This window comes from Streptomyces microflavus, assembly GCF_014650075.1.
Classification (GTDB): Bacteria; Actinomycetota; Actinomycetes; order Streptomycetales; family Streptomycetaceae; genus Streptomyces; species Streptomyces microflavus.
In genome coordinates, this window is the sequence record NZ_BMUG01000003.1 from 521,439 (window position 1) to 544,479 (window position 23,041).

At 71.0% G+C, this 23,041-nt stretch carries 16 protein-coding genes and 1 pseudogene; 10 read left to right on the plus strand and 7 right to left on the minus strand.

Features of this window, described 5'->3' with window-relative positions; translation table 11 throughout:
* Positions 1-720 precede the first annotated feature (720 nt).
* The 5 genes and pseudogenes from IE264_RS38390 to IE264_RS11335 all read left to right on the plus strand — a co-directional run bounded on the left by IE264_RS38390 (position 721) and on the right by IE264_RS11335 (position 10,140).
* A complete protein-coding gene (locus tag IE264_RS38390; RefSeq protein WP_267884121.1) occupies positions 721-6,888 on the plus strand; it encodes a DNRLRE domain-containing protein in 6,168 nt (2,055 codons plus the stop codon).
* A 32-nt stretch (positions 6,889-6,920) separates the two neighbouring features.
* Entirely contained in the window at positions 6,921-7,274 is a 354-nt protein-coding gene (locus tag IE264_RS11320) for a hypothetical protein (protein WP_099129835.1), read from the plus strand.
* Between the two features lie 424 nt (positions 7,275-7,698).
* A pseudogene (locus tag IE264_RS37905) lies at positions 7,699-8,007 on the plus strand (aromatic acid exporter family protein); the annotation flags it as partial.
* Between the two features lie 91 nt (positions 8,008-8,098).
* Positions 8,099-8,539, plus strand: coding sequence for a hypothetical protein (locus tag IE264_RS37910; RefSeq protein ID WP_229887506.1), 441 nt, complete (start codon positions 8,099-8,101; stop codon positions 8,537-8,539).
* A 176-nt stretch (positions 8,540-8,715) separates the two neighbouring features.
* Positions 8,716-10,140, plus strand: a complete 1,425-nt coding sequence (locus IE264_RS11335) for a PP2C family protein-serine/threonine phosphatase (RefSeq protein WP_015612927.1) — start codon at positions 8,716-8,718, stop codon at positions 10,138-10,140.
* Positions 10,141-10,170: 30 nt separating this feature from the next.
* On the opposite strand, the gene IE264_RS11340 is transcribed toward IE264_RS11335, so the two are convergent.
* The 3 genes from IE264_RS11340 to IE264_RS11350 form a co-directional block, all read right to left on the minus strand.
* Positions 10,171-10,965 (minus strand): hypothetical protein, encoded by a 795-nt coding sequence (locus tag IE264_RS11340; RefSeq protein WP_032759252.1) that lies wholly within the window; start codon positions 10,963-10,965, stop codon positions 10,171-10,173.
* Positions 10,966-11,086: 121 nt separating this feature from the next.
* Positions 11,087-11,836, minus strand: a complete 750-nt coding sequence (locus tag IE264_RS11345; RefSeq protein ID WP_032759251.1) for an SDR family oxidoreductase — start codon at positions 11,834-11,836, stop codon at positions 11,087-11,089.
* A gap of 156 nt (positions 11,837-11,992) precedes the next feature.
* The gene (locus tag IE264_RS11350; protein WP_032759250.1) at positions 11,993-12,898 is read right to left on the minus strand and encodes an AraC family transcriptional regulator; all 906 of its coding nucleotides are present in this window, start codon (positions 12,896-12,898) and stop codon (positions 11,993-11,995) included.
* A 208-nt stretch (positions 12,899-13,106) separates the two neighbouring features.
* Between IE264_RS11350 and IE264_RS11355 the strand changes: the two genes are divergently transcribed.
* The 3 genes from IE264_RS11355 to IE264_RS11365 all read left to right on the plus strand — a co-directional run bounded on the left by IE264_RS11355 (position 13,107) and on the right by IE264_RS11365 (position 15,763).
* The gene (locus IE264_RS11355; protein WP_032759296.1) at positions 13,107-14,075 is read left to right on the plus strand and encodes an alpha/beta hydrolase fold domain-containing protein; all 969 of its coding nucleotides are present in this window, start codon (positions 13,107-13,109) and stop codon (positions 14,073-14,075) included.
* A gap of 47 nt (positions 14,076-14,122) precedes the next feature.
* Positions 14,123-14,695 carry a TetR/AcrR family transcriptional regulator gene (locus IE264_RS11360; protein ID WP_032759295.1) on the plus strand — a complete coding sequence of 191 codons (573 nt, stop codon included), beginning with the start codon at positions 14,123-14,125 and terminating at the stop codon, positions 14,693-14,695.
* Positions 14,696-14,863: 168 nt separating this feature from the next.
* Complete coding sequence (locus IE264_RS11365) at positions 14,864-15,763, plus strand: SDR family NAD(P)-dependent oxidoreductase (protein WP_032759249.1); 900 nt, start codon at positions 14,864-14,866, stop codon at positions 15,761-15,763.
* Positions 15,764-15,784: 21 nt separating this feature from the next.
* Here IE264_RS11365 and IE264_RS11370 read toward each other — a convergent pair whose 3' ends face one another.
* The 4 genes from IE264_RS11370 to IE264_RS11385 form a co-directional block, all read right to left on the minus strand.
* On the minus strand, positions 15,785-16,174 hold the full coding sequence (locus tag IE264_RS11370; protein WP_229887492.1) for a hypothetical protein: 390 nt from the start codon (positions 16,172-16,174) through the stop codon (positions 15,785-15,787).
* Between the two features lie 4 nt (positions 16,175-16,178).
* Positions 16,179-17,894, minus strand: a complete 1,716-nt coding sequence (locus IE264_RS11375; RefSeq protein ID WP_032759248.1) for a right-handed parallel beta-helix repeat-containing protein — start codon at positions 17,892-17,894, stop codon at positions 16,179-16,181.
* A gap of 170 nt (positions 17,895-18,064) precedes the next feature.
* Positions 18,065-18,877: a dimethylargininase gene (ddaH, locus tag IE264_RS11380; protein ID WP_015612936.1), complete on the minus strand. Its 813-nt coding sequence runs from the start codon at positions 18,875-18,877 to the stop codon at positions 18,065-18,067.
* Positions 18,878-18,895: 18 nt separating this feature from the next.
* Complete coding sequence (locus IE264_RS11385) at positions 18,896-19,840, minus strand: methionyl-tRNA formyltransferase (RefSeq protein WP_015612937.1); 945 nt, start codon at positions 19,838-19,840, stop codon at positions 18,896-18,898.
* Positions 19,841-20,054: 214 nt separating this feature from the next.
* Between IE264_RS11385 and IE264_RS11390 the strand changes: the two genes are divergently transcribed.
* Both IE264_RS11390 and IE264_RS11395 read left to right on the plus strand, forming a co-directional pair.
* Positions 20,055-21,635: an amidohydrolase gene (locus IE264_RS11390; RefSeq protein WP_032759247.1), complete on the plus strand. Its 1,581-nt coding sequence runs from the start codon at positions 20,055-20,057 to the stop codon at positions 21,633-21,635.
* A 238-nt stretch (positions 21,636-21,873) separates the two neighbouring features.
* On the plus strand, positions 21,874-23,031 hold the full coding sequence (locus IE264_RS11395) for an MraY family glycosyltransferase (protein WP_032759246.1): 1,158 nt from the start codon (positions 21,874-21,876) through the stop codon (positions 23,029-23,031).
* Positions 23,032-23,041: the final 10 nt, after the last annotated feature.

The window sequence follows — 23,041 nt, forward strand, 5'->3', positions numbered from 1 at the left end:
CGACGCGAGGCCGGCCGTGCAGCGGCGGAGCGCCGGGCGGGGTGGAGCGATCGCCGAGGAACTCCCTTCCAGTACGCACCGTCGGGGAGTTCGGCGCCTATGACCAGGCTCAGTCTCCGTGCCGCCACACTCCGGGAAAGGACGACGAGTTCTCCGACCTCGTCGGTGACGGGCCGGTCCCGGAGGATCTCGCCCCTCACCGGGCACCGTACGCCGCTCTCGCCCGGCACTTGGCCCGGCGGAGGTGCGAGGTCAGCACTGACCGGCCCGAGCGGGCGGCGGCCTTCTGCGCGGAGACGAAGGAGTGGCCCCAAGGGAGTGGCCGGCCGGCATGAAGAAGTCCTGGCTCGGCCCGGCATCCTCCATGGAGTGGGCTCTGCAGTGCATCTGACGCATCGGAGCGTGCCAAAAGGTGTGCCTTCGCGGGGGCTGCCGAAGCAACGAATCTGACCCGTATGTCCACCTGTTTAGTCAGCATATTGACCTATTTAATGATCACGATCGCACATCGCTTCGAACCGGGCGCTTGATTCGGGTCAGGATCATGCATTGGGGGCGGTCAGAATGTAGGCAACTTGTAAGAACATGCAGTTAGTCGGAGGAATCGTGACAAGCAGTTGGGGGCGGCAGATACCGCCCCTCAGATCTACCGGTACTGCCCGCAAGGCCAGACGCATCGCAGTCGGTCTCACCGCTGTCCTGCTGGCGCAAACGGCGCTGGTGTCGACGGGATCCGGTGCGGCCTTCGCCGTCAGCCCCGCGGGAACGAGCACATCGGCTGCGGAGTCGGTCTTCGCTTCGCCCGGCTCCGCCCCGGCCGGAACGGAGAAGGCCGCGTCGACTGCCGACTCGGTGGCGGCCGGCCTGCTGATGGCCCGTCTGCAGAAGCGCCGGATCGAGGTGCTCCCGGAGCGTACGGCGACCACCACCACCTACGCCCTGCCCGATGGGTCGCTGGAAACCGCGCTGTACGCCGGGCCTGTACGCACCCGGGTGGACGGCCGCTGGAAGGACATCGACACCGCGCTGGTCGACTCCGGCCCCTCGCTGGAGCCCAAGGTCGCGGCCGCCGATGTACAACTCTCCGACGGCGGTGACAAATCGCTCGCCTCGGTGGCACGCGGCGACCACTCCTTCGGCATGCAGTGGTCCACGCCCCTGCCCACGCCCGAGGTGAAGGGCGACACGGCCTCCTACGACTTGGGCCGCGGCCAGACCCTCACCGTGACGGCGCTCTCCCAGGGCTTCTCGCAGAACGTCGTCCTGGACAAGCCGCCGGCCACAACCCCCGTCTACCGCATCCCTCTCGTGCTCGGCGGCGGTCTCAAGCTCTCCAAGGCGAGCACCGGCCGTCTGCTGCTCAAGGACACCGCGGGCAAGCTCGTGGCCGAGGCACCGGCACCGATGATGTGGGACGCGTCGGTGAATCCGGCGTCCGGCGAGTCAAAGCACCTGGCACCCGTGGCCACCACGGTCGAGACGGCCGCCGACGGCGCCCAGACCATCGTGCTGAAGCCCGACGCGGCCTACTTCGAGCAGGGCCTCACCTATCCGGTGACCGTCGACCCGACGTCCACCCTCGCGGCTTCCACCGACACCTGGGTGGCGACCAACTATTCCGACTCGCAAGTGTCCTCCACAGAGCTGAAGTCGGGCACGTACGACGCGGGCACGACCAAGGCCCGCTCGTACCTCAAGTTCGACGTGTCCCCGTTCAAGGGCAAGCGCGTCATCAGCAGCAAGCTGACGCTGTACTCGTACTACGCGTCGACGTGCGCCACGACCGGAGCGGGCACCCAGGTACGGCGGGTCACCTCCGCCTGGGACTCCTCGGCCATCACCTGGGGCGCCCAGCCTTCGACGACCGCCGACGGCGCGGTGACCAACAAGGCCGCACTGGGCTACAACTCCTCCTGCCCGGCCGGCGACATGTCCTTCGACGTCGCCCCCATCGTCCGGGCGTGGGCGGCGGGTTCGGCCAACCACGGCCTGCGCATCGCCGGGGTGAGCGAGACCGACTCGACGACCTGGCGCCGCTTCCGCTCGGCCAACTACGTCTCCGGGAACGGCTCCACCGAGCCGCACCTCACCGTGACGTACAACTCCTACCCGGCTGTTCCCACGGCCACGACCATCGTGCCGTCGGCCGTGAACAGCTACAACGGCAGGCGGTACGTCACCTCGCTCACGCCGATGCTGACGGCAGGGGTGAAGGACCTCGACGGCTCGAAGACCAAGGCGCAGTTCGAGATCACCGCGGACCCCGCGTTCGCGGACACCACCTACGCGTACACCGCGACCTCCGCCGAGGTCGCCTCCGGCAGCACGGCCAAGTTCACGATCCCGGCGGCCAAAGCCTTCCCCGCCGGAGTCCACCTGCGCTCCCGGGCCCGGGCCTACGACGGCACGGACTACGGCCCGTGGACCGGGTACACCACGTTCACGATGAACACGGGCAAGCCGGCTGCTCCGAAGGTGTCGTGCGAGACGTACGAGGAGAACGGCTGGACGGCCAAGGCCGACGGGCCGGTCACCTGCACGCTCGACACCGAGTCCACGGACGGGGCCGGCTACTGGTGGGGTCTGGACGACCCGGCCGTACCGCACAAGCAGCTCGACACCACCAACGGCAACGGCGGAGACGCCGCGAAGATCGCCATCACCCCGGGTGACGGCTGGCACACCCTCTACGCCAAGACCGTCGACTCCGGCGGCAACCTCTCCACGGCGTCCACCGCCTATCAGTTCGGTGTGGGCGAGGGCGGGGCGGCCGTACTGTCGCCCGGCGACGGCGCGGAGACCGCCCGGCGGCTCACCCTCGCCGCCAAGGGACTGACGTCGTACACCGGCGTCACCTGGCAGTACCGCCGGGGCGGAGAGGACACCTGGCGTACCGTCCCGGCCGCGGACGTCACAGCATCCGGCGATGCGGTCACCGCCTGGCCGGTGAAGGTGACCGGCGGCGTCGCCACTCCTCTGGTGTGGAACGTGGTGTCCACCCTCAAGGAGGACGGCGGCATCGAACTGCGCGCCCAGTTCACCAACGGCACCACCAGTGGCCACACCCAGACCACCGAGGTCACCCTGGACCGGGACGCGGGCAACGCACCCTCGAGCGGCATCGCCACAGGTGAGGTCAACCTGCTCACCGGCGACTTCACGCTGACCGAGCCGGACGCGTCCGCCTTCTCCGTCCAGATCCAGCGCACCTTCTCCTCGCGCACCAACGACACGGACACCGAGGGGCAGGCCGAGATCTTCGGGCCCGGCTGGACCTCGTCGATCAAGGGCGAGGAGAGCGGATCGTTCACCCAGCTCCGCAAGACCTCGGACACCTCCGTCGAGATCCTCGACGCCGACGGTTCCAGCCTCGCGTTCACCGCTGCCGCCCGCTCCACCTGGGCCCCGCAGCCGGGCCACGAGTCCCTGGTGCTCACCGGCACGCTGAGCGGCAACTCCTTCACGCTGAAGGACAACCAGGCCAACGTCTCCGTGTTCACCAAGGCCGGGGCCTCCGCCACCACATGGCCGCTGGCCTCCACCGCCTCCGCGGTGGACGACACCCAGGTCACCTTCGTCTCCGAGACCGTCGCGGCCGCCGGCCGCCAGCTGGCCCGTCCCAAATATGTGATCTCGCCCAGCGAGGCGGTCACCGCCGCACAGTGCCAGGCCGACCCGGCCCGGCGCGGCTGCCGCGTCGTGGAGTTCGTCTACGGCGACCGCTCCACCGCTTCCGGTGACAGCCTGGGCGACCGCCAGGGCCAGGTGCAGGCCGTACGCCTGTGGGCCACGGCCCCCGGAGCTGCCGCGTCCACGGCCGAGGTCATCTCCCGCTACGCCTACGACGCCAAGGGCCTGCTCCGCGAGGTGTGGGACCCGCGCATCGGCACCACCCTCAAGACGGCCTACGCCTACGACTCCGACGGCCGCGTCAGCACCCTCACCGAGGGCGGCCAGCTGCCGTGGACCTTCACCTACGGCAAGGCCGGCTCGGCCCTGACCGCCGGCGCGGGCATGCTCCTGAAGGCCTCACGTCCCACCCTCGCGGAAGGCTCGGCCACCACCACCTCGGGAACCGCCGCGACCACCGTCGTCTATGACGTACCGATCGCCACCGATCGCGCGCCCCACCGTATGGACAAGGCCACCGTGGCCACCTGGGGACAGGACAACGCACCCACCGACGCCACCGCGCTCTTCCCGGCCGGATCGACCCCCGCCTCCAGCACGGGCTCCGACCTCAAGGCGAACGACTACGCGACGGCGACCATCACCTACCTCAACGCCGACGGAGAGGAGACCAACACGGCTTCGCCCGGCGGCTCGATCACCACGACCGAGTACGACGCCTACGGCAACACCGTCGCCGAACTGAGCGGGTCGAACCGCGAGATCGCTCTGCGCGCCGACGACGACACCGCCGCCGCGCTCGGCCTCACCGATCTCTCCGGCGCCGAGCGCGCGGAGCGCCTCGCCAGCACCTCGGTGTACTCCGCCGACGGCGAGCGGCTTCTGCACGAGTACGGTCCGCTGCACCTGGTCACCCTGACCGGGGAACTGACCGGCATCACCGCCGAAGCCACCCTCCCGGCGGGCTCGGTGGTCCCCGCTCGCGCTCACAACAGCTACGTCCACGACGAGAACCGGCCGGCGGACGCCGCGGTGTCCGACCAGGTGACCACCACCGCCACCGGCGCCGCCATCGAGGGCTACGCCAAGGACGCGGACCTCCGGACCGCCTCGGTCACGTACGACTGGGCGACCGGCCAGGTCCTCTCCGGCAAGGACGGCACCAGCGCCACGGCACGCACGGCCTATGACGCCAAGGGCCGGGTGCTCAGCACCCGTACCGCCGGGTCGGACGGCTCCGACGCCGGTACCCTGCGTTTCACGTACTACACGGCCGACGGCTCCGGTGACTGCGCCGCCCGGCCCGAGTGGGCGGGCATGCTCTGCCGCACCGCCCCCGCCGCCTCCGTAACCGGAGGAGGCGGCAACCCGAAGGACCTCATCACCACCCGCTACACCTACGACCGCTCGGGCCAGGTGGCCATCAGGAGCGAGACGGCGAACGGCAGCACCCGGGTGACCACCATCGTGAGGGACACCGCGGGCCGCACCGTGAAGACGTCGGTCGTCGGCGGCATCGGCGAGGCGGTCGAGGACACCACCTTCACCTACGACAAGGCCACCGGACAGCCCGCCACCCGGAGCGCCGGCGGTCAGACCATCGCCTACGCCTACGACGCCCTCAGCCGTCCCGTCTCCTACGACGACGGCACCGGGAACACCACGACCACGGCGTACGACGTCCTCGACCGGCCGGTGCGCGTCACCGATTCCGCGCCCTCCACCGTCACCTACGCCTACAACGCGGCCGGCCAGGTCAAGGAGATCACCGACTCGGTCGCAGGCTCCTTCGGCGCCACCTACGACGCCGACGGCAGGCTCACCGGTGAATCACTGCCCGGCGGCTACACGCTCACGGTGACCACCGACACGGCGGGCAAGGAGACCGGCAAGGAGTACACCGACCAGGCCGGGACCCCGGTCCTCTCGGACGTCATGGGCACAACGGTCCACGGCGACCAGGCGCAGCACACCCAGACCGACGGCTCCACCACCGAGAGCGCCTACACCTATGACGCCACCGGCCGCCTGGCCACGGCGACCGACACCACAGCCGGAGGCTGCACCACCCGCGTCTACACCTTCGACGCCAACAGCAATCGCACCGCGCTGACCACCACGTCGGACGACTGCGACAGCGGCACCGACGACACGACGCGCACCACCGCCTCCTCCGCCTACGACAGCGGCGACCGGCTCACCGCCACCGGCATCGAGTACGACGCCTTCGGCCGCACCACCACCAGTGGCGCGAACACGATGACGTACTACGCCAACGACCTGGTCAGCAGCGAGAGCACCGCCGACCGGCGCACCGTCCGGTACCTGGACGCGGCCGGCAGGCTCGCCCGCTCCACCGAGCAGGTCAAGCAGGACAACAGCACCTGGGCCGACGGTGAAAGCATCACCAGCCACTTCGCCGACGACGAGGACAATCCGACCTGGACGGCCTCGTCCAAGGGACGGATCACCCGCTCCGTCACCGGGCCGGGCGGACGGCTGTCCGCGCTCACCTCGGGCACCGGCGACACCGTCCTGCAGCTCTCCAACCTGCACGGCGACGTCGCGGTCCAGCTCCCGCTGGACCCGGCCGCCGCCCCCGTCGTGCAGCGCTACGACGAGTACGGCAAGCCCCTCGACGGGACCGCCTCCGCCACCTACGGGTGGTTGGGCACGTACCAGCGCGACAGCGGTACCGCCAGTGGCGTGGTCCTCATGGGTGTCCGTCTGTACGACTCCGCGACAGGCCGCTTCCTGTCCGTCGACCCGGTCCAGGGCGGCAACGACAACAACTACGAGTACTGCCGGGGCAACCCGGTCTCCTGCCTCGACCTGAGCGGCGAGTACTCCTACGGAGCCTCCTACAAGATCGGCTACTTCTACAGCTCGGCCAAGAGCGTCTTCAAGTGGATGCGCAACCACTTCTGGGTCTTCCCGCTGACCGGCTGCGGCTCCACCCTCAACAAGGGGGAGCGCTGCAACCTGGCCTACGGCAAGGGTCCCGTCAAGGTCATGAAGATCTACTCGACGGGCTGGAAGTTCAAGTCGCTCAAGGGGCACGCCGAGGGCAAGGACAAGAACATCAAGTTCTGGCTGGGCAAGAAGTACGGGATACTCCAGCTGAACGTGAAGGCATGGGGACCCAACAACACCTGGTGCAATCGGAACAAGCCCTGCGCCAAGGCGAACAACGTCTTCGCCAAAGTAATGTGGGGCCTTTTCGCCAACAACATCAGCTGGTACGCCCCGCGATGGTAACGAATCGGCATGACCGAGAAAGGAACAGAAACGTGCGAAGCACGACGACGAGTCCGCTGATCCGCACCGCCGGAGCAGTGGCCCTGGTCGGGGCGGCGCTTCTGCCGGGACTGATCGCGGCACTTCCCCTCGCGTTCAACGGCGCGCAGCACACGCTGAGCGCTCTGGGCCGAGCGACCATGCCCGAGGGGGCGACCGCCTCACTGGGGTGGGGCGTCGCCCTGCTGACCGCGGCGGTTCTGCCCTTCGTGGCAATACCGGTGTCCCTGTTCATAGCGCGGGCCAGGCACCTGCCCCGTGACCGGACGGTGCGGGTCTGCGCGGTAGCGGTCCTTGTGTGCAGTCTGGTGTCCTGCCTGGTTGCAGCCGTGTCGGCAGGCGTCTGACGGCGGACCGGCGCAGCGGTCGGGGCCGGGGGCCGGGAAATGATTTCCCGGCCCCCGGCCCTTTTTTCATGTTCCCGCGGCCGGACCGAAGAGGACGACCGATGGGGATATACGCCCCGAGCATGTCGTCCCCGGCCAGGTGCTCCGCCTTTCTGCGGTTCTCCCTCCATCGAGTTCACCCTTCGCCCCAGGGGTCATCCGGTAGCGGGAATGCCGGACGGAGAAGCTCGATCGACAACGCGGAGAGGGAGAGGGCAGGTTGGCAGGGGGGGAGAAGCCGTGGTCGGCCGCCGGGCAGTGGGTGGGCCGGGAGTGGGCGGAGGTGCGGTGGTCCGTCCGCAGTGCGCGCGAAGTGGCCGGACCGGAGCGGGACACGCTCGTCCAGTCCCTCAAGGCAGCGGCGGCGGCGATCGCCGCGTGGGCGGTGAGCGGGTGGTGGTTCCAGACGCCGATGGCCTTGTTGGCTCCGTGGACGGCGATCGCGATGGTCGGCAGCACGGTCTACCAGTCGGTACGTACGGGGACCCAGCAGTTCGCCATCATTGCCCTCGGTACCGTGTGGGCCTCCGGGGCGATGGCTTTGACGCGTGATCGGACCATGGCCGCGATGCTGCTCACGCTGCCGTTCATGATGCTGCTCGGCAACTACCGCCGCTTCGGAAACCAGGGCATCTACGGTGCCACCACAGCGCTCTTCGTGATCACCGCCGGAGTGTCCAGCACCTCCACGGTGGGGCACCGGCTCCTGGAAACCCTGATCGGTGCGGCCATCGGCCTCCTGGTCAACGCGTTCGTCCTGCCACCCGTCCACCTGCGCAGCGTCCGTGAGCGAAGCCCGTCACCGGGCGATGGAGAAAGCGCGCTGGAACCCGGGAGGCCGCCTGCGCCGCACCGGCCCCAAGCCACCGCCGTACGCCGAGGACATGCGGTGGGGCCGTGTCTGCACCCGTGTCCTCGCGATCACCCGCACGCTCGGTGGAATCGGCGACGACCCAGAAATCGCGCAGCCGCCGCCGGACTTCTTCCACCAGCTGTCCGACGTGCTGGGCCGGACCGTGCGTATCTGCGCACTGGAGGCAGAACTGCTCACCTCTTCCGCGCCGGACACCTTGCGTGATGACCGGGAGGCGGCCTCCAGGGAAGCCTGGGCCGGCCTCGACTCGCTCACCGACACCTTCCACCGGCTGGAAGGAACGGCGGCGGCCGTCGGCGGGGGGCTGCTTCTCGAGACACGACAACTGGTCACCGAGCTCGATTCCACCTGAGCGAGCACCACCGGGTCCGCAGGATCAGCCGCCCACGAACGCGGAAGGGCGGGTGACGCCGAAGGGCTGGTGGGCGGGGCGCGCCCACATGCCCGGCGTAGCCGCCTGCCGGAGACTGGGAGTGCCGACAGGCTCAAGGTCCCAGGCGGTCACGTACGACAGAGGCAAGGAGCGGTATGCGCCCGGAACAGGACGACGCGGACTCCCTGCCTCGGCGCGGCGCCGCAGGCATGGAGCAGGCGGCGGACGGCACGGAGCAGGTCACGGAGGGCACGGAGCAGGCTGCGGACGGTTTCGAGGTCGACGAGGAGGTCCAGCACGCCCTGGACCGGCTCACGCTGCTCATCAACGCGGCGGAAGCCCTTTCCAGCACACTCGACGTGGACCAAGGGCTCCGCCGGCTCTGCCGCACGATCATCCCCGGCCTCGCCGACTGGTGTGCGGTCGACCTGCTGGACGACCGAGGGCGGCTGCGCAGGCTCGTCGTCGAGCACCGGGACGCCGACGTGACATCCCCGGGCCTGGACGAAGGGCTCCTGCCGGCGGCCGAAGGCTCGGCGGCGTCGGTCGCCCGCGCGCTGCTGGGCGTGGGCCCCGTACTGCTCACGGATTTCCCCCCGCCGAAGGACACGGACGACCCCCTGTACGCCCGGGAGAAGGAACTCTTCGAGCGGCTCGCGGCCGATACGGCGGTGGTCGCCCCGCTGAGAGCCCGGCGCCAGGTGCTCGGCGTGCTGACCCTGGCCCGTACCCGCAGCGAAGCCCCGCTGACCGAGGACACCCTGTCCCTGGTCGAGGATCTCGCCCACCGGGTGGCGCTCGCCGTCGACAACGCGCGCCTGCACGCCGAGGCGCGCCACACGGCCGAGCGTCTGCAGCGCTCCCTGCTGCCCGACCTGCCCACGGACGGGCCGCTCGACGTGGTGGCCCGGTACCGGCCGGCGAGTGCGTCCGCCCGGGTCGGTGGCGACTGGTACGACGCGTTCGTGATGCCGGACGGCGCGATGACACTGATCATCGGCGATGTCGCGGGACATGATCTGCGGGCAGCGGTCATGATGAGCCAGACCCGCAACATGCTGCGCGGGATCGCCTGCGACCGCAAGGAACCGCCCGGCAAGATCCTCGCCCGGCTGGACGCGGCCCATCACATCCTCTATCCCGACCAGACGCTGACCTGTATCTACGCACTGGTCGAACGGCTGGGCAGGGACGAGCCATGGTTGCTGCACTACGCGGTCGCGGGCCATCCCGCCCCGCTGCTGGTGACGCACGACGGTGAGACCCGATTCCTCACCGGCGGCCGCAGCGTCATGCTCGGGGTGGATCCCGAGGGCCACCGCCCTGCCGCGACCGACACCCTTCCGCCCAGCTCGACCGTACTGCTCTACACGGACGGCCTCGTCGAGCGCCGTGAGGAGGACCTGGGCCGGGGCCTGGCCCGCCTGCGGCAGCATGCCGCGGCATTGGCCCGTGAGCCGCTCCCGACGTTCTGCGACGAGATCCTGGAAGGCATGGCCGGGGGAGGCTCGGACGACGTCGCCCTGATCGCGGTCAGAACGGCGCCCCCGCACGCCGGACCCGCCGTGGCCACCCCCTGAGCCGGGACGGAGCGGATGTCGCGATGTCCGTCATGACGTGGACGCGTGCCGGGCCTCGACCGCCGCGAGGACCCGGTCCCTGGCCAGCTGCCGGGCCTCTCGGAGCTTCAACTCCGCCAGCAGCAGCGGCAGGTACCAGAGCCAGCCCCACAGGCTGAACGAGACCGCTCCACTCCCGACGAGCACCTCGTTGGTGGCGAACGACAGCACGAATGCCGCCACGTAGGAGACGACCCGGTAGCGGTGCACCACACGAAGGGGAGCGTGGCGGCGGGAACTCAGAACCTCCAGCGTGGCCGCGACCTCGGCGGCTCGCAGGTCCTCGGGGTGGGCGTCGGCCGGTGCTCCGTGCGCCTCCGCACGGCTGACGTCGGCGCGCAGGGAAGCATGCTCCGCCCGCGCCCGGTCGGCCTTGGCCCAGGCGTCCTCCCAGTAGCCCCGGCCCGCCCACCCCAGGGCCGCCTCGACCTGTGCGGCCTGGGGCGTGCCCGGCGGGGCGAGTTCGGCGATCCGCTCCTTGAGGGCCTGTGCCCTTCGCTGCCGCCCCGGGTACTCCCAGCTGTCGGAACGCAGGCACAGCTCCAGGTACGAGACCAGCAGTCCGAGGTCGTCGGGCCAGTTGCGCAGCCCCTCCTCGTACACCGCCTCCGCTTCGGCGTCGTGGTCGTCGTCATCCTCCGCCGCGTGCGCGAGGCCCAGCCACCGTTGGAGCACCGGACCGGGACCCGTCTCCGCGAGCCCCTGACCGGCCGCCACCCGCACCTGAGCGTAGCCCCCCACGGCGAAGAGCTCCTCGCACCGCCTCGCGTATGCCTGCACCGTCATGCTTCCCCCTGATCACTGCGGAACCCTCGGACAGCTCGTGCGCCGGGCCAGGATTCTTGCAGGTCGGGGGCCGACGGTGTCCGGCAGGGACACCGGACCCGCCCGCCGGCCGGTCAGCCGGTCACTTCGCCTGGGCGAGCCGGACCGCGTCGGGACCGGCCGGGAACCGCAGCTGGCCGGTCGTGTCGTGCACGGCCCGCCATACCGTCTCGGCGACATCGCTCTCCTCGGTGAACAGGTCCTGGCCCGTGAACGAGCCCATGGCCTCCTTCGCCCAGGGCGCGTAGGGGGCCGGGACCAGCTCGTCCAGTGAGGCGCCGTTCGTCGCGTTGGCGGCGAAGTTGGTCGTCAGGCAGGCGCCCGGCTCGACCGTCTTGGCCTGTACGCCGAAGGGCGCCAGCTCCAGTGCGAGGGACGCGGTGAACCCCTCGACGGCCATCTTGCTCGCCTTGTACACGGCCGAGAGCGGCATGTGGCCCAGCACCACGCTGGAGGTCACATTGACCACCACGCCGGAGCCGCGCTCACGGAACCGGGGCAGCACCGCCTGGGTCGTCGCCATCACACCGAACGTGTTGGTCTCGAAGACCTCCCGCACGCGTGCCATGGGCATGCCCTCGAACACGCTGATCGAAGGGATGCCCGCATTGTTGACCAGGACGTCGATCGGCCCCGCCGCCTCGAACGCGGCGGTGATGGACGCGGCATCGGTGACGTCGAGCTGGATGAGGCGGATCCGGTCCGACTCGGGCAGGACGCCCGCACGCGGCGTACGCATCGTGGCGATGACGTTCCACCCCTGGGCGTGGAAGTGTAGGGCGATCTCCCGCCCGTATCCGGACGAGGCACCAGTGATCAGAACGGTCTTCATGCCGTGCTCCTTCGCGAGGTGGTGGGATCCGCACGGGGCAGGCACTTTTCTGCTCCGTGGAAGAATCAGTGATCCCATTGAATCGCTCTGACCTGGTCACTTGGTAGAACTATTCTCGCTCGCTCTTGCACGATTCTCTCTTTGGTGCACGTTCGCTCAGGGCAGGGCACCCGCAGGGATGCGTACGGTGCCCCGCAGGCGGGCCGCGTCCTGGCTCGGCGGCATGCCGAACTGGCGGCGGTATTCGCGGCTGAACTGCGACGGGTTGTCGTAGCCGACGCGCTGACCGACTCCGGTGACGTCGCCCGGGGAGGTGGTGAGCAGCAGCCGGGCCTCCTGGAGCCGGATCTGTTTCTGGAACTGGATGGGGCTCATCGCGGTCACCGCCTGGAAGTTGCGGTAGAAGGCGGAGACGCTCATGCCGGACATGCGCGCCACGTCCTCGACCCGGAAGGGCTCCGCGTAATGCTCGCGGATCCAGCGCACGGCCCGCGAGACATGGCTCAGGCCGCTGTCGGCGAGGCCGAGCTGCCGCACCGTCGCGCCCTGCTCGCCGGTGATCAGCCGCCACAGGATCTCGCGCTTGACCAGTGGGGCCAGTACGGCGCGGTCGCGGGGTTCGTCGAGCAGCCGCAGCATCCGGACCACCGCGTCGAGCAGCGCGGGCGGGGCGTCGCTGACGGCGATCCCCGAGGGGGCGCCCGCCCCGGTGCGCGGGATGTCGCCGGGGCCGGCCTGCAGCAGGAGTTCGGCGACGGCGGACGGCTCCAGCGTGAGGCCGAAGCCCAGGGCCGGACGGTCGGCGTCGGCCCGGGTGAACTGGCCGGTGACGGGCAGGTCGACGGATGCGACGAGGTACTGCCCGGCGCCGTACTCGTAGACCCGGTCGCCCAGCGCGAGGCGCTTGGCGCCCTGGGCGATCACCGCGAGGACGGTGCCGGACGTGGAGGGCTCCGGCGGGTCCGGCCGGTCGACCCGCGAGATGAGGACGCCGTCGATGGCGGTGGTCCAGTCGGGGCGGGCATGCCGGGCCAGCAGCGTGCGGAGTTCTTCGAGGCGCATACGTCCATTGCAGCACTCTTCGGCGCTCCGGATCCCGTGAGGGCGAGGATCGTGCAAGTAGAGGAGAGCATCGTTCTAGTGTTTCAGCAGGTCAGCAGGGTTTTGTGGAGTCAGCACACTCCAGCGGTGCCGTGCTTGTCGGGGAGTTGTTCCCCTTCGGCCGTCCGGTACCGCACCTGACCGGCTCCGCCCATGAAAGGCGATGACCATGACCACAGCGCGCCCCGCCCTGGACCCGGAACTGCGCGAACTGCTCGGCGGCATGCCCCTGATGACCCGGCTCGACCCGGAACTCCTCGGGCATCTGCGCAAGCTCCCCTCGACCCCCGTCGAATCCCTGCTCGCGCACCGGCAGGTCGACCGGCGCGAGGTCTCCGTGCCCGCCGAGGACGGTGCCGCGATCGCCCTGTCGGTCTTCAGCCCCGCGAACCTCGATCGCACCGCCGCCGCCCCTTGCGTCTACTGGATGCACGGAGGCGGCATGGTCATGGGCGACCGCTTCTCGCAGATCGACATCCCCCTGGAGTGGCTCGACGAGTTCGGCGCGGTCGTGGTCTCCGTGGAGTACCGGCTGGCACCGGAGGCCACCGGCACGACCCTCGTCGACGACTGCTACCGGGGACTGCTCTGGATCGCCGCACACTCCGAGGAGCTGGGCATCGCCCCCGCCCGGATCGTCGTCGCCGGAGCCAGTGCGGGCGGCGGTCTCGCCGCCGGTGTCACCCTGATGGCCCGCGACCTCGGCGCTCCCGCGATCGCCGCGCAGATGCTGATCTGCCCCATGCTCGACCATCGCAACACCAGCGTCTCCAGCCGTCAGTACTCCGGCGTGCCCGGCGTCTGGACCCGCGAGATGAACGAGTTCGGCTGGCGCGCCGTCCTGGGCGACCTCGCCGGCGCCGAGGTGTCCGGGTATGTCTCACCGGCAGTGGCCGAGGACCTGTCGGGCCTGCCGGCCGCCTACATCGACACCGGCTCCGCCGAGGTCTTCCGGGACGAGGACACCGACTACGCCTCCCGTATCTGGGCGGCCGGGGGCCAGGCCGAACTGCACGTCTGGGCGGGTGGCTTCCACGGGTTCGACGCCCTCTATCCGCAGGCGGGCATCTCGGCCACGGCCCGCCGGACCCGCACCGACTGGCTCGGCCGGATCCTGCCCGCCCCGACCCCCGGGTGACGGGCACACCGGTGATCGGGCCGCGGGCGGCTGCTTATGCTGTGCTGGTGACACCGGGAGCGGGGCAGGAGAAGGAACTGAGGGCCGATGCGGCCCGTAACCGCGCCCGGATTCTCCAGGTCGCCCGCGCCCGGCTGGCCGCCGGTGACAACTCGCTGCAGCTGAACGCCGTCGCCCGGCTCGCCGGGGTGGGCGTCGGGACGGTCTACCGGCACTTCCCCAACCGCCATGCCCTGGTGGAGGCGCTCTCGGCGGAACGCCTGCGGGAACTGGTCGATGAGGCGCAGGCCGCCGCCTCCGCCGACGACCCGCTCACCGGCCTGCGCCGGCTGCTCGGCTTCGCCCTCGACCGCATGCTGGACGACCCCGACTTCGCGGCCGTGCTGGAGTCCGCCGGGGACACCGGTGCGCAGACGTCGGACATGAAGGCCGAGCTCGACCGGGCGGTCACGGGCCTGCTGGACGGCGTCCGGCTGACCGGTGCCGTCCGCAGCTCCGTCGAGGCCGACGATGTGCGCCGTCTGCTGTGCGGCGTGGCACATGCGGTGCGCTCCGGGAGCGGCGAGGTCAAGGACCTCTACCTCGACGTCCTGCTGCAAGGGCTGCGCCCGCCGCGCTGACGGCGGCACACCTCAACCCGTTCCCGTGTCCGTACGCGGAGGCTGCGGAAAGCCCCTTCGGGATGCCGGCCACACCCACCCACGCCAAACGGATAGCTATCCGATTGTGTTAGCGTGCCCACAACGAAACGGATAGGAATCCGTTTGTGGCGCGGTGAAGGGGTGGGCATGAGTCGACGGGCGATAGTGACGGCAGGGACCGGAGGCATCGGGCTGGAGACGGCGAAGGGGCTCGCGCGGCACGGCTACGCCGTCACGGTGGTCGGCCGCAACGCCGAGCGGGGCGCGAGCGCCGTCGAGGAGATCGCGGCGGTCGCGAACGGAGGCGCCCCGCGATTCGTCGCCGCCGACCTGGCATCCCTCGACAACGTACGTGCGCTGGCAGCGCAGTTGGCGGCCGACGGGCCATTGGGGGTGCTGGTCAACAACGTCGGCGCGATGTTCGCCCAGCGGCAGCGGACCGTCGACGGCATCGAGGCGTCGTTCGCCGTGAATCACCTCTCGCCGTACCTGCTGACCGAGCTGCTGCTCGACCGGCTCCGGGCGGACGCGCCGAGCCGGATCGTCAACGTCTCCTCCGCCGCGATCAAGACCGCCAGGCGCACCTTCGACGCGGTGGAACCCCCGGGTGGCTACTACGGGTTCCACTGGTACGGGCGGGCCAAGCTCGCCAACCTCGCCTACACCGTGCACCTGGCCGAACGCCTCCGTGGCACCGGGGTGACGGTCTTCGCGGCCGACCCCGGGGGCGCCGCCACCGACATGACCGACGGCACCATGACATCACCGAAGATCGTCTCCCCGCCGCTGCGCCTGCTGTGGCCGCTGGTCCGCCGTACCTTCGAACGCTCCACCGCCGGGCCCGCGTCGGTGGCCGCCCGGTCGTCCGTCTTCGCCGCCACCGCCGACTCGCTCGACGGACGGACCGGCCTCCTCGTCGGCCCCGAGGCCCGGCCCGTACCCCTCTTCCGCGGCGCCGCCGACCCCCGGGCCATCGAGAACGTTCTCCGGCTGAGCCGGCAGCTGGCGCCCCTGAACAGCGCCGGGCACGGCGTACGGCACCCGTAGCTCCAGGTGGGTGCAGACCGGTCAGACGATTCGGGTCAGCCCCTCGATCGCCGACTGCGCCCATTCCTGCGCCCCCACCGCCGTACCGGCCGCCACTCCGGTCGCGACGGGGGCCAGCACCCCCTTGAGCACGGCCAGCGCGCGGCGGACCCGGCTCTCCTCGGGGGTGGCCGGGCCGCTGATCGTCGCGAGGACCTCGTCCGCCGCGGCCGCGGCGTCCTCACGGTCCCGGTCGGCGAGGCCGGCCCCGGGCAACTGCTGGAGCAGGTCTTCGACCAGTGCTGCGAGCGCCTCGAAGCCCGGGGCCACCGTGCTGTTGTTCTGCTGGTTCTGCGTGACCGATTCGTTGTTCCAGGCGAACTGGGCGTTGGAGACGGCGGCGTTGAACACCGGGCCATCGTAATTGTGCACGTTCTCACGGTCGTTCATCTGGGGTTTCGCCCTCTCCGGTCTGCTGCTGGACGGCCTCGTTGTTGTTCCACGCCAGCTGGACGCCGTGGACCTCGGCGTTGAAGACCGGCGCGTTGAAGTTGTTGACGATGGTCTGGGGCGGTACGACGGGCTCCGTGTCCTGTTCGACCACCGGCAGCGATGTGCGGAGGGAGACGAGCTCGACAAGGCCGTTGTGCCGTACGCCATCGCCTCGCGTCCCCTCCACGGAGCAGTCCGCCAGCCGGCCGGCGGACCTGTCCCCGAAGCTCACTCCGACGACCGCGCAGTCGGTGAACTCGCTGTCCGCGACGTCCAGATGGGCGGAGTCGCTGCCGCCGAGGCCGAGCGTGCCCGAGCCGGTCACGGTGAGGTTCCTCGCGACGAGCCTCCCCTTGCCGAAGGCGATGACCCCGCACCTGCTCACTGCCTTGACCGTGCAGTCGTGCAGGTGCAGCTGGGCCTGCTCGCCGACGCCGAAGCCCAGCGTTCCGCGCTCCGCCGACACGTTTCGCAGTCTGACCCGTGACTGGCCCAGGACCTCGGCGGCGGACATGTCGAAGTCCCGGAACACCGCGTCGGTGATGTCGGCCGTGGTGCCGCCGTTCCCCAGGGTCTCCACCTGTGACGGGCAGCGCTCGACCCGGATGTGCTCGAACACGGCGTTGCTTCCGTCGCGGACCCGCAGGGCGACGCTCGTCAGGTCCTCGATCACGACCCGGGTGAAGCGGCCCCGGGCGGCTTCGGTCACGGCGATTCCGACGTTGCCCCCCGAGATGCGGCAGCCGTGGACCTCGGGGGAGCCGCCCTCGGTGGAGAACACCGCCGCGTTGCCCGCGTCGGACACCTCGCACTCCTCGAACCTGCCCCGCCCCGAGGCCCGGACGTTGATGCCGGTGTCACGGCACCGGGCGAAGGTGCATCCCCGCACCACCGGGTCGGCGCCGCTCGCCACCGCGATCCCGTGCTGGGCGTCGGTGACGCGCGTGCTGTCCACGGAACCCCGGGACTGCTCGATGAAGCCGATCCCCTCGGCGTGCACCGCGTCGATGGTGCAGCCCGACACGGTGAGCTCCGCCTGCGTGTCCGCGATGACGGCCGCGAGCCCGGTACCGGTCAGCTCGCACCCGGTGACCTCGGCCCGCGCACCACTGACGCGTACGCCGTGGATCCTGCTGCCCTCGACACGGCTGTCCCGGACCGTGACATCGGCGCCTTCGATCACCGCGATCGCGTTGTCGACGGCGTCCGTGAACCGGCACCGCTCGACGAGCCCGCGCGCCCCGGAGAAGAGCGTCCGGCCGTGCAGGACCACGCTGTCCCGCAGCGTGACGGAGGTGTTCGGCCGCGCGTGCACCCCGATGCCGCTGTACGCGCGGATCTCCGCCCGGTCGAGCGTCAGCGTCCCCGCGTGGCAGCCGACGACATCGGCGTCGCGGCCGATCAGCACGAGGCCGTCGACACCGACCGTTCCGTAGGCGTCGAGGGCGGGTCCGCGGGCCCGGCCCACCACCACGGAGCCGGGCCCGCCGGACGCGACCAGCCGGACCTCTCCCCGGACGGTGAGGGCTTCCTCGTACCGGCCGGGCGCGATCTCGATCAGCGCCGCCCGTCTCCGCCCTGCCGCGGCCAGGAGCGCGGACGTGATGTCGGGGTGGACGCCACGACCGCCGCGCGGCGAGACGACGTACTTCGCGACCATCTCCGCTCCCCCCACGGCGCATGCTTGGCGCCGCCGATGCTACCTGAGCGGCCGTCACCGGGCCGGTCACCGCGGGCCGGCGCCGAACCGCGCCGTCCGCGGTCACCGCCGGGCAGGACGGATGCCCCCGTCCGGGGCGTCGACCCGGACGGGGGCACCAGGAGCGGAGATCAGCGCGCGGGCCGCAGCTCCAGCGTGCAGCACTTCACGCTGCCGCCCGCCTTGAGGAGTTCGGAGAGGTCCACGCCGACCGGGCGGAAGCCGCGGTCGCGCAGCTGCTCGGCGAGAGCCGTCGCGTTCTGCGGCAGGACCACGTTGAGCCCGTCCGACGTGGCGTTGAGCCCGAACACCGCGGCGTCCTCGGCCGAGGCGAGGACGGCGTCCGGGAAGAGCCGTCGCAGCACGGCGAGGCTGCCGGGGGAGAAGGCCGGCGGGTAGTAGGCGACGGTCTTCTCGTCGAGCACGGTGAGGGCGGTGTCCAGGTGGTAGTAGTCGGGGTCCACGAGGGTCAGCCCGATCACCGGGCGGCCGAAGAACTCCTGGGCCTCGTCGTGGGAACGGGGATCGCTGCGGAACCCGGTCCCGGCGAGCAGGACGTCGCCCACGAGCAGGTAGTCGCCCTCCCCTTCGTTGACGACGCTCGCGGTACGCAGGTCCGGGAACCCGTTGGCGCGCAGCCAGTCGTGGTACGCCGGTCCCTCGGCGATGCGCTCGGCGTCCCGGAAACGCGCCACCAGGGCGCGCCCGTCGACGACCGTGGCGCCGTTGGCGGCGAAGACCATGTCGGGGAGACCACGGACGGGTTCGATGGTGTCGACGGTGTGCCCGAGGCTCAGGTAGACCTCGCGCAGTCGCTCCCACTGGGCGATGGCCAGCGGAGTGTCGACAGGCTTCTTCGGGTCCATCCACGGGTTGATGGAGTAGACCACGTCGAAGTAGGTGGGCCGGCACATGAGGTAGTGCCGGGCACGTGCGGTACGCATGGGTGAGGGTCCCGATCGTCAGGGGCGGCCGGTGAGATAGCCGCCCATCGAGGTGAAGTACTCGGTCGCGGGAAGTTCGCGGCCGTCCCCGGTCCGTACGCGGGTGATGGCCAGACCGTGGTTGCGGCCGGTTCGGGCATCGGCGCCGGCGACGATCACGACGCCGTCGCCCTCGCGGTAGAAGATCCGGCCCGGGGTGCCGCCGTAGCGGCCCTCGGACACGACAGCGGAGACGACTTCGAGCCGCTGCCCCTTGTGGAAGGTGAAGGCGCTCGGGTACGGAGCGGACTGGGCGCGGATCAGACGCTCCAGGTCCTGCGCCGGCCAGGTCCAGTCGATACGGATGTCCTCCTCGGCCCGCTTGTGGAAGAAGCTGGCCTTCGACCGGTCCTGCCGGGTGAACTCGGTCTGCCCCGAGGCGATCAGGCCCAGCGCCTCGGTGGTGACCGGGGCGATGAGGTCGACCGTACGGTGGAAGAGGTCGGTGGTGGTGTCCGTCGGACCGACAGCCACCGACCGCTGGATGACGATGTCGCCCGCGTCCAGCTCCTCGTCCATCAGGTGGGCGGTGACCCCGACTTCCGGCTCACCGTTGATGAGCGCCCAGATCAGCGGCGAGAAGCCCGCGTAGGCGGGCAGCAGGGAGTCGTGGATGTTCAGCGTGCCGTGGACCGGCAGGTTGTAGATCTCCGGCGGCATCCACGTCCGCCAGTTGTTGGCGACGATGATGTCCGGGGCCACCTCCTTGAGGCGGTCCACCAGTTCGTCGTCCGGCCGGTTGCGGATGATCACGGGGATCCCGTGCTTCTCCGCCAGGTCGGCCACCGAGTCGCTCCAGATCTTCTCGTAGGCGTGCTCGCTCTTCGGGTGCGTCACGACGGTCACCACGTCGTGCTCGGAGTCCAGCAGCGCTTGCAGGGTGCGATGCCCCCAGGTCTGGTAACCGAACATGACGACCCGCATGGAGGTGCCTCCTTGGAAGAGCGATGGACCGGCGCCTCAGTAAAGCAAGCCTTACCTAAGAGCACAACGTCCCATGATTCACAGCACGGTTGACGGCTCAGGTCGGCTTGAATCGCACCCTGGCATCGACAGGAAGGGACCTGCGGGTTAGCTTGGCCCGGCCCGCTCTCCGGCCGCGCGCCGTGGGCCCGACCGCGACGGGGAGGGACCTCCCATGCTCTGTACGAGGCTGACGAACGCCCGCATCCTCACGATGGACCCGCACCACCCCGTCGCCCGTGACCTGGGCATCTGGCGGGGCCGGATCGTCGGCCTGGACGAGGCGGTGACCTCCCTCCCGGCCCGCGAGGTGATCGACCTCCAGGGCGCCACCGTGCTGCCCGGCTTCATCGACAGCCATGTCCACCTGGCCTGGGCCGGGTTGAAGGCCCGTACGCCGAGCATCGCCCCCTGCGAGCGGATCGAGGACATCCTCGCCGTCGTGGACGAGGCCGCCCGCCGCCCCGCACCTCCCGGCGCCTGGCTGGATGTCGCCGGGTACGACCAGCGGGCGCTGGGCCGCCATCTGACCGCTGCGGAGCTGGACCGGGTCAGCCACGGCCGCAAGATCCTCCTGATGCACGACTCCGGACACGCCTGCGTCGTCAACACCGCCGTCCTGGAGCTGCTGCCGGCCGATGTGGAGCACGAGAGCGGCTTCCTGGCCGAAAGTGCCATGACCGCCGCCCGCCGGCTGCGGCTGCCGTACTCCCAGGAGGAGCTCGCCGACGCCATCGAGCACGCCGCCCGCGCCTGCCTCGCGGAGGGGATCACGGCCTGCGCCGAGGCCGGCATCGGCGGCGGGCTGCTGGGCCACAGCCCCGTCGAACTCGGCGCCTACCAACTGCTCCGCGACCGGGGCCAGCTGCCCCTGCGCGTCCAGCTCATGGCCTCCGGAGACACCCTCCGTACCCGTGCCACCCACCCCGACGACGGCTTCACCGAGGCCCTGGACCTCGGGCTGCGCACCGGATTCGGCGACGACTGGCTCTCCCTGGGAGCCCTGAAGATCTACACCGACGGCGGCATGATGGCGCGCACGGCCGCGCTCACCTCCCCGTACGAAGGGACGGACGACACCGGCCGGTTCCAGGACGACCCCGAGCGGCTCACGCGCCTCATCGTCGACGGCCACCTCGCCGGATGGCAGCTCGCCGTCCACGCCATCGGGGGCCACGCCGCCGACCTCGCGCTGGACGCCCTGGAACGCGCCCAGAAGCTGAAGCCCCGGCCGGACGCGCGCCACCGCATCGAGCACGCCGGGCTGATCCGCCCCGACCAGCTGCCCCGCTTCGCCGCGCTCGGCGTGAGCGCGGTGGTCCAGCCCAACTTCCTGCGCTACTTCGGCGACGACTACGCGACGGTGATGGGGGAGCGGCGGGCCGGCTGGATGTACCGGGGCAGGGGGTTCCTGGACCACGGCGTCACCCTCGTCGGCTCCTCCGACCGGCCCGTCACGGACGGTTCCCCGCTGCGGGCGGTCCAGTTCATGGTCGAACGGGCCTCCGTGTCGGGCCGGATCATCGGCGGGGAGGAGACGATCGGCGTCGATGAGGCCCTGCGTGCCTACACGGTCGCCGGCGCCCACGCCTGCCGCTGGGACGACTCGGCGGGCACGCTCTCCCCGGGCAAGCGCGCCGACTTGGCCGTCCTCGGCGACGATCCGCACCGGGTGGACCCCGCGCGGATCGGTGACATCGAGATCGTGACGACGTTCGTGGACGGCCAGGACACCCGGGAGGCTCTTCCGGCTTGAGGGGTCCGGCCGGGGGCGCTGCACGCATCTCCGGCCAAGAGATCAGGGAATCACTTCCTTTTTCGTGTTATTCAGGGCGAATAGGGACATCGGCCCCGTAGGTTGGGGAGAACCGCCACTCGACTGGCGTCCCACGTCACCCCGACACCGCGACCGGACGAGCGCCGGGCCTCCGCCGTTCCACCGGTCGCCCGGCGCCCCGCGTGCCGCTGTTCACGAACGAGGAAAGGCAGGGCAGGTGAACGTGCTTGGGATCATCGCCTCCGGTGTGGCCGCGCTGTTCATCACGGTCGTACTCGCCAAGGGCGTCCGCCGTACGGCGCTCGGTTCCGCAGCCGGCCGCGACCCGGGCGGGCGCCCGTCGCGTGCCGGGGTGGTACGCAGACTTGGCGGCGCGACCCTCGTCCTCGGCGTCGGTGCGGCTGCCGCCGCCGGCTGGGGACTCGGTGCGGCGGGCGACCACGGACGCGCCGTCACCGGGCTGCTGGCCGGGGCCGGGACCGTCGCCGCCCTCGGACTCGTCCACGATGTGCGGCCGCTCGGGATCCCCCTGCGGGTGGCGGTCCAGACGGCCGCCGCCACGCTCGCCGTGTGTCTCGCCGGCTTCTCACCGGTGGCGGGCGTCCTGGCCGTGATCTTGATCGTCCTCGTCACCAGCGCCTTCGCCCTGCTCGACACCTCCGACGGGGTGCTGGCGACCGTCGCCGCCGTCACCGCCGCCGGGCTGCTCGCCTGCGCCGCCGTCGACGGCCGGTCCGGGCTCGCGCTGCTGCCCGCCGTGCTGCTCGCGGGGCTCATCGGCTTCCTGCTCCACAACTGGCACCCCGCCCGCATCCGCCCCGGGGCGTGCGGCTCGCTGTTCACGGGATTCCTCCTGGCGGCCTCCGGCGTGCTGATCCACGTGGCGGCGCCGCCGGAGCGCACCGCGTGGGCGGCGCTGCCCGTGCTGGCGACCGTGGCCCTCGCCGACGCCGCCCTCGTCCTGGCGTCCCGGCGCCGCGCCTCGCGCCCGCTGCTCCAGGACGGCGGCGACCACATCACGCACCGCCTGCGCCGCATCCGCGTCACCGTGCCCGGAACGGCGGTCGTCCTCGGACTGTGGGCGGGCGTGGCGGTGGCGACCGGCACGCTGGTGTACGCGGGGGTGCTGCACCCCGCGCTCGTCCTCGTACCACCGGCGGGCAGCGCCCTGGCCGTCCTCGCCCTTCTCAGGATCCCGGTGTACGTCGCCCCGCCGAAAACCGCCCCACCGGCAGGCGCGGCACCGGGAAGCGTCAGGCCGGGAAGCACCGCATCCGCGAGCGCCGAACCGGCCAGGACCACGGCCGGACGCCCCACCGTGCCCCCGCCGCCCACCGGCCGCCCCGCCGTCGGCATCACCGCGGACAGGCGCTGACGCGGGGGCG